The organism is Hymenobacter miniatus, from assembly GCF_016427455.1.
Classification (GTDB): Bacteria; Bacteroidota; Bacteroidia; order Cytophagales; family Hymenobacteraceae; genus Hymenobacter; species Hymenobacter armeniacus.
On sequence record NZ_JAELXR010000019.1, the window covers coordinates 20,578 to 32,985 of the forward strand.

Annotated in this window: 9 protein-coding genes; 8 read left to right on the forward strand and 1 reads right to left on the reverse strand. The window is 62.2% G+C overall.

Translation table 11 applies throughout. The features are described 5' to 3' along the window. The first annotated feature begins 159 nt into the window (after positions 1-159). On the forward strand, positions 160-858 hold the full coding sequence (locus JAO73_RS21065; protein WP_198979234.1) for an NINE protein: 699 nt from the start codon (positions 160-162) through the stop codon (positions 856-858). A gap of 24 nt (positions 859-882) precedes the next feature. Here JAO73_RS21065 and JAO73_RS21070 read toward each other — a convergent pair whose 3' ends face one another. After that, positions 883-2,217: a hemolysin family protein gene (locus tag JAO73_RS21070; RefSeq protein WP_198979305.1), complete on the reverse strand. Its 1,335-nt coding sequence runs from the start codon at positions 2,215-2,217 to the stop codon at positions 883-885. Between the two features lie 268 nt (positions 2,218-2,485). Between JAO73_RS21070 and JAO73_RS21075 the strand changes: the two genes are divergently transcribed. From JAO73_RS21075 to JAO73_RS21105, 7 genes are all read left to right on the forward strand, one after another. Next, complete coding sequence (locus JAO73_RS21075; protein WP_198979235.1) at positions 2,486-4,693, forward strand: protein-disulfide reductase DsbD family protein; 2,208 nt, start codon at positions 2,486-2,488, stop codon at positions 4,691-4,693. Positions 4,694-5,109: 416 nt separating this feature from the next. Beyond that, positions 5,110-5,574 (forward strand): Lrp/AsnC ligand binding domain-containing protein, encoded by a 465-nt coding sequence (locus JAO73_RS21080; RefSeq protein WP_046244611.1) that lies wholly within the window; start codon positions 5,110-5,112, stop codon positions 5,572-5,574. A 155-nt stretch (positions 5,575-5,729) separates the two neighbouring features. Beyond that, positions 5,730-6,752, forward strand: a complete 1,023-nt coding sequence (locus JAO73_RS21085; RefSeq protein ID WP_198979236.1) for a glycosyltransferase family 9 protein — start codon at positions 5,730-5,732, stop codon at positions 6,750-6,752. A 94-nt stretch (positions 6,753-6,846) separates the two neighbouring features. Then, a complete protein-coding gene (locus JAO73_RS21090) occupies positions 6,847-8,085 on the forward strand; it encodes a M16 family metallopeptidase (protein ID WP_198979237.1) in 1,239 nt (412 codons plus the stop codon). Then, a complete protein-coding gene (locus tag JAO73_RS21095) occupies positions 8,082-8,537 on the forward strand; it encodes a YDG/SRA domain-containing protein (RefSeq protein WP_198979238.1) in 456 nt (151 codons plus the stop codon). The genes JAO73_RS21090 and JAO73_RS21095 overlap by 4 nt, the downstream gene beginning before the upstream one ends. A 118-nt stretch (positions 8,538-8,655) precedes the next feature. Next, positions 8,656-9,300 carry an O-methyltransferase gene (locus JAO73_RS21100; protein WP_198979239.1) on the forward strand — a complete coding sequence of 215 codons (645 nt, stop codon included), beginning with the start codon at positions 8,656-8,658 and terminating at the stop codon, positions 9,298-9,300. 90 nt (positions 9,301-9,390) lie between these two features. Continuing rightward, positions 9,391-12,288, forward strand: a complete 2,898-nt coding sequence (locus JAO73_RS21105; RefSeq protein WP_198979240.1) for an outer membrane beta-barrel protein — start codon at positions 9,391-9,393, stop codon at positions 12,286-12,288. Positions 12,289-12,408 lie beyond the last annotated feature (120 nt).

Genomic DNA, 12,408 nt, shown 5'->3' on the forward strand with positions numbered 1-12,408 from the left:
CGCGCGTATTGTGATTGATGGTCTGGTAATGAATTAAATAGTGCGGTTCTTTATAAGCTTCAATCGTATGATTAAAGTCTGATTAGGCAAAACTTCGGTTTGGCCACTCCTTGCGTTGCCGGGGTACTTCGTGGCGCATTTCATTGAGCACGTCCCCCAATGACCCCCTTTTACTTGGTGCGGCTGGCTTGTGTCAGCACGTTGATGATGGGCGCCGCCCTTACAGGCTGCCAACGGGCCGCTTTCTCGTTTCAGCCCGGCCAGGTTGTTTCTATGCGCGTTAGTGAGGAGTCAGCAGCAGCTTTCGCGCCCTCGAAGCCGATGCCTCCAGTGCCCGCGGCCCTAGCTGCCGGGCGGGGGAGGGCACGCACTCCGCGGCACGGCCTGGCTGCCGTGCCGCCGCAGCAGCAGCTTCAGCCTAAGCCAAGCCAGCGCCTGGGGACGCCGCGGATGCGCTCACAAGCTGCAGCAGTTACCAATGTGCCGCAACAGGCCCGGCCCGAACACCGGCCCTGGGCCGAACGCAAGGCGCCGCCGCGCGCCACCAATTCAGCGCCCCGGCGCAGCAAGGGCATCGCGCTGGTGCTGGCGCTGCTTCTAGGGGTATTGGGGGCTCACCAATTTTACCTGGGCTACATAGGGCGGGGGTTGCTCTACCTCGGTATCAGTGCAGCAGTTGCCTTATTTGCGGCGCTTGCGTTGTTGAGCCTCGCGTTCGGTGGCGCCGCAGCGGTTTTCTTTACCGTGGCGGTGCTACTGGCGACTTTGTTGCAGTACTGGATAATTACCGACATCCTGCGCGTCCTGATGGGAAATCTGATGCCCAAAAACGGCCAGTACTCCGACAAATTTTTCTAGTGATTCTGGCCGAAAACTGACGGCCTATAACTCGTCGTCGAGCTCCCCGCGCGGTGCTTCGCGCTCCAGGGGCGTGGTCACGCGGAGCTGCACCAGCTCCACGGCACGGCGCGAGCGTTGCAGCACGCGGAATTCGTAGGGGTCGAGCACGGCCACGTCGCCCACTTCCGGAATGCTGCCGTAAATGACGTTGAGCAGGCCGCCCACGGTTTCGTAGTCTTCGCCTTCGGGCAGCGGGAAGGGGAGGTACTCGTTGGCGTCGGAGATGGGCGTGGCGGGGTTCACGCGGTACTCGTCATCGGCCACTTTCTCCACCACGGGCACCTCGTTGTCGTACTCGTCCTGGATTTCGCCCACCAATTCCTCCATGATGTCCTCGATGGTGACAATGCCCGACACGCCGCCGAACTCGTCGCTCACGATGGCCATCACGATGTGCTTGCGCTGAAACTGGCGCAGCAAGCGGTTAATCTTCTTCGTTTCGGGCACGAAGTAGGGCGCGCGCATGATGCGGGCCAGGTCCACGGGCTCGCCGCGCCGGATGATGGGCAGCAGGTCCTTCACGTTGAGCACGCCCACGATGTTGTCGATGTTGCCTTCGTAGACGGGCAGGCGCGAGTAGCCTTCGTTGAAAATGGTGTCGAGAATCTGGTCGGCGGGGGCGTTCACGTCGAGGGCCGAGAGCTTGGTGCGGGGCACCATAATCTGCTTCACCATCCGGTCGTTGAACTGAAAGACGTTCTCAATCAGCTCGTGTTCCGAGTCCTGAATCTCGCCGCTTTCCTTGCTTTGGTCGATGAGCAGGCGCAACTCGTCGGAGGTGTGGGCCTCGGTGCCGTGGGCGTTGTGCACGCCAAAAGCGCCCAGCAACAGGTTCGACGCCTTCGACAGGAACCACGTGAGCGGCCGCGTGATGTAGTAAAAGCCGCGCAGCGGCAGCACCAGGGCCAGGCTCACGGCCTCGGGCCGCTGAATGGCCAGCGCCTTGGGGAACAACTCGCCAAACAGCACGTGCAAAAACGTGAGGATGATGAGGCCCAGGCCCACGCCAATGGTGTGCAGGGTGACCGCCGATACGGGCATGCCCAGGCGCGGCAGCAGCCCAGCAAATATTTCCGTGAACAGTTCTTCGCCCACGGCGCCGAGCAGCAGCGAGGCAATGGTAACGCCCAGTTGGGTGGCCGAGAGGTAGTCGTATAGCTTGCGCAATACCCCCAGGGCCTGGCCGGCCAGGCGGCTGCCTTCCTTGGCTTTAACCTCCAGCTGTGAGAGGCGGACCCGAATCAGCGAGAATTCGGCGGCCACGAAAAAGCCGTTTACTAAGACAAGTAAAACGGTGAAAAGTAATTGTAAACCCATGTTGGCGGCCCCCGCGACGCGGTCGGTCTGGGGGCCTTTGTTGCTCAAAAGTACGCAGTTTGACGCAGGTGGTTGGCCGGCTGAACTTTTGGCGCAGCAGTTTGTGGTAAGGACGCCCTTATTTTGTGGCAGCAAGCGCGTGTAAGCAACCGCAACTTTTTACGACTAATTACGGACATCAACGGGCCAGCCGCGTGCAACGGCCCGGCCAACTGGCCTGTTGTTGGCGCATACGCGGCCAACCCGTCCGCGCGAATATTTGTAAGCAATGAAGAATCTTTGGATAGTAAAATGCGTGGCCTTGTGGCTGGTTTTGGCCGGCTCGGCCGCCGCCCAGGTGCTCACGCCCACCCATTTGAGCACGGCGCTGAGCAAGCCCGCCGCCAAAGTGGGCGAGGAGGTGGAACTGGTCATCAACGCCCGCATCGACGACAAATGGCACCTGTACGCTTCCGATTTTAGCGACGAAGTAGGCCCGGTGGTGTTCACGGTGGCCTTCAAGCCCAGCCCGGCCTACGCGCTGGTGGGCAAGCTGCAATCGGTGAAGTCGCACCACGAGCAGGACGAAATTTTTAAAGGCGAGGTGGCTTTCTGGGAAAAAACCGGCCAGCTGCGCCAGCGCATTAAGGTGCTGCAGCCCGGCCCGCTCACCATCTCGGCCACCGCCGACTACCAGAGCTGCACTACCGTGGACGGCCGCTGCGTGCCCGGCAACGACCCGCTCACCTTCGGCCCGCTCACGGTGACGGGTCCGGCCGCCCCGGCCAAAGCCACCGGCGCCGTGACACCCCCGGCCGGCCCCGCCCAACCCGTAACCGCCGCGGCCACCACGGCTTCGAAAGATTCTTCCAGCGCGGTGGCCGCCACGCCGGCCGTGACGCCGCCAGCTGATGCAGCGCCGGCTGCCGCTACAGCGCCCACCACCGGCCCAGAAGCAGCGCCTGCAGCGGCCCCGGCGGCGGCGGCAGCCGGCACCAATGCCAGCACCGGCGTGGGCCTGAGCTTGTGGCAGTACCTGCTGCTGGCATTCGGCGGCGGCCTGCTGGCCGTGATTATGCCCTGCGTGTACCCCATGCTCCCCATGACGGTGTCGTACTTCACCAGCATGGGCGGCACGCGGCGGCGCAGCGTGCTCATGGCCTGCGGCTACGGCCTGTCCATCATGGCCATCTACACGGGGGCGGGCGTGCTGCTCAGCTTGCTGTTCGGCGCCGATGCGGCCAACTTCATCAGCTCGCACTGGCTGCCCAACGTGGTGTCGTTTCTGATTTTCATTGTGTTCGGCCTGTCATTTCTGGGCTTGTTTGAAATCAACGCCCCCTCGGCGCTGGTGAACAAGGCCGACGCCCAGGCCGACAAAGGCGGTTGGACGGGCCTGTTCTTTATGGCCGCCACGCTGGTGCTGGTGTCGTTTTCGTGCACCGTGCCCATTGTGGGCTCGGTAGCCATTGCGGCGGCCAATGGTGAACTGTTGCGACCCACGCTGGGCATGCTGGCGTTTTCGCTCGCCTTCGCCCTGCCGTTCATCCTGTTTGCCCTGTTTCCCACCTGGCTGAAGTCTCTGCCCCGTTCGGGTGGCTGGCTGAATGTGCTGAAGGTGGTGCTGGGCTTTGTGGAACTGGGCATGGCATTTAAGTTTTTGAGCTCAGCCGATTTGTCCTACCACTGGGGCCTGGTGCCGCGCCCGGTGTTCCTCACCATCTGGATAGTGCTGGCCGCGGTGCTGGGCTTCTATCTGCTGGGCAAAATCCGCCTGCCGCACGACAGCGAAACCCCGCACGTGAGCGTGCCGCGGCTGGTGCTGTCAATGGTGGCCTTCATGTTTGCGGTGTATTTGGTGCCGGGCCTGTTTGGCGCGCCGCTGCCCACGCTGTCGGCCCTGGTGCCGCCGCCCACCCGCCACGACTTTAGCCTAGCCGCTCCAAGTGGCGCTGCCGCTCCGGCCGTGGCCACGGCCGGCAGCGTGGCCACTTGCACCACCGCCCGCTACGCCGACATCTTGGAATTGCCGCTGGGCCTGAACGGCTTTTTTACCCTGCAGGAAGCTATTAAGTGCGCCAAGGAGCAGGGCAAACCCATCTTCGTCGACTTCACGGGGCACAACTGTGGCAACTGCCGCCGCATGGAAGCCGATGTGTGGTCGCACGAGGAAGTGCTGCGCCAGCTCAGCAACGACTACGTGGTGGTGGCCCTTTACGCCGACGACAAAACCACGCTGCCCAACACCGAATGGTACACTTCGCCGCGCGACGGCCGGGTGAAAGCCACCATGGGTGAGCAAAATCTGGACTTCCAAATCAGCAGGTTCAACGCCAACGCTCAGCCCTATTACGTATTGCTCGACCCCAACGACACGGGCAACAAGCCCCTGCTGGCGCCTATTGCCTATGAGCCTAGCGTGGAGAAGTTTAGCAAGTACCTGCAAGCGGGGGTGAAGCAATACCACGCTCAACGCCGCCCGGTAGCAACGCGTTAGGCAACTGCCTGATTAGCCAGCGCATAGTTGGGCAGTAGCGGCTGCCCGTTACCACAATCGTTTTAAAGCACGAAGAGGCGACCCCCACCCAGAGGTCGCCTCTTACTTGTGTGAGACATGCACCCACCCAGATGCAGTGCCTCGTTTTCCCCTCTTCTCCTCCGTATCCAACCACGGCCGTAGAGATTGGAAAGGTCCAATCAGTAAGTAATAAGTGACAAACCGCAAAAAAATCTGCGTTTATTTGCTCACTTTTCACTGCTACGCTGTTGCCGTGGCCTTCTGCCTTGGATTGTAACAAATGTAAGAGGACAAGTTAGATGGTGCAAATAATTTCACTGTTTAACTAAAAATTTACAATACCTTCAATTTATAGGCCTTAATTTCGCTTTCCTTTTAATCCTCCTCTGCAAAACATGGCTAGAAATTACGAACTTGATGATACCGACCGCAACATCCTGAATCTGCTCATTCAGGATGCCAAGATGCCGTACACGGAAATTGCCCGCAAGGTCAATGTCTCGGGCGGCACCGTGCACGTGCGCATGGCCCGCCTCGAGGAAATCGGCATCGTGCAGGGCGCAACCCTGCGCATCGACTATCAAAAGCTTGGCTACGGCGTGAGTGCATTTCTGGGCATCTACTTGCTAAAGAGCTCCGTGTACACCAGCGTGGTGAACCAGCTGCGCGACATTCCGGAAGTGGTGAGCATTCATTTCACCACCGGCGCTTATGGTGTATTTGCCCGTCTGGTGTGCCGCGACACCCAGCACCTGCGCGACGTGCTGCACGACCGCATTCAGCCCATCGACGGCATTGAGCGCACCGAAACACTCATTTCGCTCGAAGAAGTGGTGAACCGGCCTACGCAGCTGACGTAGCGTAGCCTCACACGCTTTATATAAAGCAACGGCCAGTCGTGCGGTTCGGGATTCCTCCGGGCCGTACGGCTGGCCGTTTTTTCAGGGTGATGGCCGTTAGGGGCTTGCAGCCCCGGCACAACACGGGCTGCCTGCCGTAATTTTGTGTTCTGCCCATGCCCGAGTCTTCGCCCGCGACCCTGCTCATCCAAACTGCTTTCATCGGCGACGTCATCTTGATGACGGCGCTGCTGGAGTACCTGCACCACGCCGAGCCCGGCACGCCGGTGGATGTGCTGGTGCGCCGCGGCAACGAGGGCTTACTGGCCGGCCACCCGCACGTGCGGCGCGTGCTGATTTGGGACAAGAAGCACCGCAAGTATGCGGCGCTGTGGCAGCTGCTGCGCCAGATTCGGGCGGCTCGCTACCGCCGCGTGGTCACGTTGCAGCGTTTTGCCAGCACGGGGTTCCTCACGGCTTTTTCCCGGGCGCCGGAGCGGGTGGGCTTCGCCAAAAACCCGCTGAGCCGGTTTTTCACCCGGCGCGTGCCGCACGCCATCGGCGACGGCACCCACGAAGTGACCCGCAACCTGCGCCTGCTCACCGATGCGGTGCCCACGCCGCTGTTGGCCCCCCGGCTGTATCCTTCGGCGGCCGATGAGGCGGCTGTGGCCCCCTACGCCGCGGTGGGGCCCTACATCTGCATTGCGCCCACTTCGGTGTGGTTTACCAAGCAGTACCCCGAAAACAAATGGCTGGAGCTGCTGGCCGAGCTGCCCGCCGGCCTGCGCGTGTACCTGCTGGGCGGCCCGCCCGACGTGGGCGCCTGCGAGCGCCTGGCGGCCGCCAGCGGCCGCGAAAACCTGGTGAACCTGGCCGGAAAAATCGGGCTGCTGGCCTCGGCTGCGCTGATGCGCGGCGCGGTGATGAACTACGTGAACGACTCGGCGCCCATGCATTTGTGCTCGGCGGTGGGGGCACCGGTTACGGCGGTGTTTTGTTCTACGGTGCCGGCCTTTGGGTTTGGGCCGCTGGCGCCGGTTTCGTTCGTGGTGGAAACCCGGGAGCCGCTGCCGTGCAAGCCCTGCGGGCTGCACGGGCACGGAGCCTGCCCGCTGGGGCATTTTCGGTGCGCGCACACCGTTGAGGTGGGGCAACTACTGGCGACATTGCCGGTTGATGCAGCAGGGCCGGAGTAGTTCGTCCCTCCCTGACCGTATAGCAATTTTTGGGCAAGCCGCTGCCGACTTTTCAAGTACGTGCCACGGCCCCGGCCCTACCTTTGTATTCCTTATGCTTGATTATCACATTCACGAATATCCCAACGGCATCCGCCTCTTACACAAGCAGGTACCGCATACCAAAATAGCGCATTGCGGCTTTTTGCTCGACATCGGCTCGCGCGATGAGGCGCCGCACCAGCAGGGGCTGGCCCACTTCTGGGAGCACATGGCTTTTAAAGGTACCGAGAAGCGCAAGTCGTTTCACATCCTCAACCGCCTCGAAACCGTGGGCGGCGAGCTGAACGCCTACACTACCAAGGAAAAAATCTGTTTCTATGCCGCGCTGCTCAGCACGCATTTCGAGCGCGCGTTTGAGCTGCTCACCGATTTGACGTTCAACTCCGTGTTTCCGGGCCGCGAGGTGGAAAAGGAGCGGGGCGTGATTCTGGAAGAAATGAGCATGTACCAGGACGCGCCAGAAGACGCCATTGTCGACGATTTCGACACGGTCATCTTCGGCGACCACCCGCTGGGCGTCAACATCCTGGGCACCCGCGAAAGCGTGAGCCGGTTTCAGACCGCCGATTTCCATGCCTTTTTGCACGAGCAGATGCGCACCGACCGGCTGGTGTTCAGCTCGGTGAGCAACCTGTCGTTTGAAGCGGTGAAGCGGCTGGCTGACAAGTTTCTGGCGCCGCTGCCGGCCCGGCGGGGCCCGCGGGTGCGCCGCCCGGTGGGCCCGTACGAGCGCAAAACGCAGGTGGAGGCGCGCCCCATTTCGCAGGCGCACTGTTTGGTGGGCGGCCCGGCCTATTCGCTGAACGACTCGCGGCGCATCCCGTTTTTCATGCTGAACAACATCCTGGGCGGGCCGGGCATGAACTCGCGCCTCAACCTGGCCGTGCGGGAGAAGTACGGCTTGGTGTACACCATCGACAGCACCTACTCGCCCTACACCGACACGGGCTTGTTCGGTATCTACTTCGGCACCGAGGGCAAGCAGCTTGCGCGCACGCTGGGCCTGGTGCAGAAGGAGCTGAAGCTGCTGCGCACGACGCCCCTCACCACCAACCAGCTGCACACGGCCAAGCACCAGCTGATGGGCCAGCTGGCCATGAGCGAGGAAAGCAACAGCGGCCTGATGCAGCTGCTCGGCAAAAGCACCCTCGACCTGGGCCGCGTGGAGCCGCTGAGCGAAATATTCCAGAAAATTGAGGGCGTGACGGCCGCCGAGCTGCGCGACATGGCCAATGAAGTGCTGACCGACGAGCACCTGAGCGTGCTGCAGTACGTGCCCGAGGGGAAATGAGCCAGCCGGTGTTTGGGCACGTGGGCACCTACCGGCCCGGCGATACCTTTCGCAACCGCATCGACCTGTCGCTGAGCCGGGTGCACCGCCCGCGCCGCACCGGCGTGTGCGGCACGCAGCAGCTGGGGGCCGAAAGCATTGTGCTGGCCGGCCAGTACGAAGAAGACGACTTCGGCGAAGACGAAATCCTGTACTCCGGCAACGGCGGCCGCGACCCCAAAACCGGCCGCCAAATCATGGACCAAGTGGCCACTACCGGCATCCTGGCCTTGCTGAAGAGCATCGAAACCGGCCTGCCGGTGCGGGTGCTGCGCAAAGTGCCGGGCGAGGATGGTGAGCTGGAAGTGTACCGCTACGAAGGGCTGTACCGGGTGGTGGGCTCGACGTATGGGCCGGGCAAGTCGGGCTTTCAGGTGTATGTTTTTCGGCTGCGGCCGTTGATAGGGGTGTAGAGACGCACTATGTTGCGTCTCGTCGTTGAACACACCAAGCCGCGCCGTTCGAATCGTGTAAGCGTCATCGTGCAACGACGAGACGCAAAATATTGCGTCTCTACCTCGTTCAACGTCCATGACTGACGCTTCCATCGACATTTACGCCGCGCTCCATACGGCCCCCGAGCCGCCGCTGCTGGCCCAGCTCACCCGCGAAACCCACCTGCAAACCCTGCTGCCGCGCATGAGCAGCGGGCACCTGCAGGGGCGCTTGCTGAGCATGCTCAGCCACCTGGTGCGCCCGCGGCGCATCCTCGAAATTGGCACGTTTTGCGGGTATGCCACGCTGTGCCTGGCCGAGGGCCTGGCCGATAACGGCTTGCTGCACACCATCGAAGTAGACCCGGAGCGGGAGGCGCGCATTCGGCGCTACGTGGCCGCGGCGGGCCTCGCGGAGCGGGTGCGGCTGCACATCGGGGCAGCGTCCGATGTTTTGCCGGGTTTGGTCGATGAAGTGTGGGACTTGGTCTTTATTGACGCCGACAAGCGCAACAACGACGCGTATTTTGAAGCCGTCATTGACCACGTGCGGCCCGGCGGCTTGCTCATCGTCGACAACGTGCTGTGGAGCGGCAAGGTGCTGCCCACGCACGAGGTGCGAACGGGCGACAAGGACACGCCCCTGGTCCGGGCATTCAACGACAAAATGGCCCACGATGCGCGGGTAGAACCGGTGTTTCTGCCCCTGCGCGACGGGCTGCTGCTGCTGCGCAAAAGGTAGCAGTTTACGCAATCGATTGTCTGCCTGTTTCTAACCTTAGCCGGTCGAACTGCGTCTGACCCTTTTACAGCGCTTTACCTAACGTTTTACATGCGGCACTTTACCCTGTTTTTCTTCCTGCTTCTTGGCTTGGGCGTGGCTCATGCGCAAGCGCCCACCACGGTGAGCGGCCGCGTTACGGATGGCAAAGACCAGTCGCCACTCATTGGGGCCAACGTGCTGCTCATTCGGCTGCCCGATTCGGTGAAAACCGGTACCGCGGCCGATGCTGAAGGCCGGTTTCAGTTCGACAACGTGGTGCCCGGTCGGTACATCCTGGATGCCTCGTTTGTGGGCTTTGCCAAGCTGAGCCAGCCCGTGACGGTGGCCAGCCAGCCCATAGCGCTGGGTACGCTGGCCCTGCAAACCGGCGGCGTGCAGCTCAAGGGCGTGGTGGTGACGGGCCAGGCTGCCCAAAGCGTGCAGAAAGGCGACACCACGCAGTATAACGCCCGCGCTTTCAAAACCAATCCCGACGCCACCACCGGAGACTTGTTGGAAAAAATGCCCGGCGTGGCCCGCGGGGCCGACGGCAAGATTCAGGCGCAGGGCGAAAACGTGCAGCAGGTGCTGGTGGACGGCAAGCCCTTCTTCGGCAACGACCCCGACGCCGTGCTGAAAAACCTGCCCGCCGAAATGGTGGACAAGGTGGAAGTGTTTGACCAGCGCAGCGAGCAGAGCCGGTTCTCGGGCTTCGACGACGGCAACACCACCAAGACCATCAACATCGTGACCAAGGTGGAATTTCGCAACGGCACCTTTGGGCGGGTGCTGGCCGGCGCGGGGCCCGACCACTACAAAGCCAGCGGCAACGTCAACAACTTCAAAGGCGACCGCCGCGTGGCCGTGCTGGCCCAGAGCAACAACGTGAACGAGCAGAACTTCGGCACCGAAGACCTGCTGGGCGTGGTGGGCAACTCCAACACCGGCGGCGGGGGCCGCGGGGGCGGGCGCGGCGGCCAGGGCGGGGGCGGCAACGGCGGCAACGCCGGCGACTTTCTGGTGAACCAGAACGGCGGCATCACCACCACCAACGCGGCCGGCCTGAACTATTCGAACGCTTGGGACAAAAAAACGGAGCTGTCGGCCAGCTACTTCTTCAACCACGCCAACAACCGCAACCAGAGCCTGACCCAGCGCCAGTACGTGCTGCCCGAACAGGCCAATACCACCTTCACGCAGAACGCCAACACCAACAGCGTGAACACCAACCAGCGCTTCAATCTGCGGCTGGAGCACAAAATTGACTCGGCCAACTCGGTGCTGTTTCGGCCCCGCTTCAGCTACCAGATGAACGACGCCACCAGCGTGGTAGACGGCGTGACGCGCGTGGCCGGGGAGGAGCAAAGCCGCATCAACAGCTTGTATAATTCCAACAATAAAGGCCTGAACACGGGCGGCGACGTGCTGTTCCGGCACCGCTTTCCCAAGGCCGGGCGCACGGCCAGCCTCAGCATTGGGGGCACCTACAACCAGCGCAACGGCGGCGCCACGCTGAAAACCGACGACACGGGCTCGCCCCTCAACGACCTCAACCAGACTAACACGCTGCAGCAGCACGGCGGCAACATCAACGCCAACCTCGCCCTCACCGAGGCCCTGAGCCGGCAAGACCAGCTGCAGGGCAACTACGCCATCAGCTACGCGCCCAACAACTCGAACAAGTACACCTACAACCTGGTGAACGGCGACACGCCCGAGCTGAACGAGTCGCTGAGCAACGTGTTCGAGAACTACTACTTCACGCAGTCGGGTGGCCTGAGCTTTCGCCACAACACCCAGAAGTTTCAGGGCAGCGTGGGCGTGTCGGGGCAGTATTCGGAGCTCTACAGCGACGCGCAGTACCCGCGTCCCAGCATCGGGCGCTATTACTTCGTGAACGTGCTGCCCAACGCCAACCTCAACTACCGCTTCACTCGCCAGAAAAACCTGCGCCTGAACTACCGCACCAACACCAGCGCGCCGAGCGTGAGCCAGCTGCAGGCCGTGGTGAACAATTCTAATCCGCTGCAGCTCACCATCGGCAACCCCACGCTGCGCCAGGAATACCAGCATTCGGCCAACATTCGCTACTCGGCTTCCAACCCCGAGGTGTCGAGCAACTTTTTTGCCCTGCTGAACGGCTCTTACACCCAGAATCCCATTGCCAACCGCACCATCGTGGCCGCGCGCGAAACCACTGTGACGCCCGAAGGCGCCGACGCCGTGCGGCTGCCGGCCGGCGGCCAGCTCACCCAGCCCGTGAACTTGAGCCAGCAGTATTCGGTGCGCTCCCTGGTCAGCTACGGCCGGCCCATCAAGGCCATCAAAACCAACGTGAACCTGAGCGCCAACGCCAACTTCACGCAAACGCCGGGCCTCGTGAACGGCGCCTTGAACTACGCCCGCGTGCCTTCCTTCGGCGCCGGCCTCACGCTGAGCTCTAACATCAGCCCCAACCTGGACTTCACGGCCTCGACGACGTCGAACAAGAATTTTGTGCGCAACACGCTGCAGTCGCGGCTCAACACGAACTATTTTACCCAAGTCACCCGCCTGCGGCTGGGCTGGATTGTGGGGCCCGGCATCAACTTTCAGACCGACCTCGTGCACCAGTACTACGCGGGCCTGTCGTCGGGCTACAACCAGCCGTATGCGCTGTGGAACGCCAGCCTGGGCAAGAAAATATTCCCCGGCCAGCGCGGCGAAATCAAAATTTACGCTTTCGACTTGCTGGGCCAGAACCGCGCCATTCAGCGCAACGTGACCGAGGCGTACTACGAAGACGTGCAAACCACCATCCTGCAGCGCTATTTCATGCTCATGTTTACCTACAACATCCGCAGCGGCAACGTGGTGGCCCCCACCGAGCCGGCCGACGGTCCGCGCGAAGGAGGCCGCGGCTTTGGTCGCCCCGACGGTGGCGGGCGGCCCGATGGCGGCGGCTTTCCGGGCGGTGGCCGTCCGTAGGGTTTCGGCGGCAGCAGGAGTCACCGTGGCCGTCTTTTTGGCCAAAATTCAGGTTCTTTGCAACTTCCGGGCAGGAAGGGGCCGCGGTGGCCCCTTCCCGCCCGCGTAGCTTATGCGAAA

Coding starts and splice junctions, on each gene's coding strand:
- JAO73_RS21065 (WP_198979234.1), top strand. CDS start 160: ATGACCCCCTTTTACTTGGTGCGGCTGGCTTGTGTCAGCACGTTGATG.
- JAO73_RS21070 (WP_198979305.1), bottom strand. CDS start 2,217: ATGGGTTTACAATTACTTTTCACCGTTTTACTTGTCTTAGTAAACGGC.
- JAO73_RS21075 (WP_198979235.1), top strand. CDS start 2,486: ATGAAGAATCTTTGGATAGTAAAATGCGTGGCCTTGTGGCTGGTTTTG.
- JAO73_RS21080 (WP_046244611.1), top strand. CDS start 5,110: ATGGCTAGAAATTACGAACTTGATGATACCGACCGCAACATCCTGAAT.
- JAO73_RS21085 (WP_198979236.1), top strand. CDS start 5,730: ATGCCCGAGTCTTCGCCCGCGACCCTGCTCATCCAAACTGCTTTCATC.
- JAO73_RS21090 (WP_198979237.1), top strand. CDS start 6,847: ATGCTTGATTATCACATTCACGAATATCCCAACGGCATCCGCCTCTTA.
- JAO73_RS21095 (WP_198979238.1), top strand. CDS start 8,082: ATGAGCCAGCCGGTGTTTGGGCACGTGGGCACCTACCGGCCCGGCGAT.
- JAO73_RS21100 (WP_198979239.1), top strand. CDS start 8,656: ATGACTGACGCTTCCATCGACATTTACGCCGCGCTCCATACGGCCCCC.
- JAO73_RS21105 (WP_198979240.1), top strand. CDS start 9,391: ATGCGGCACTTTACCCTGTTTTTCTTCCTGCTTCTTGGCTTGGGCGTG.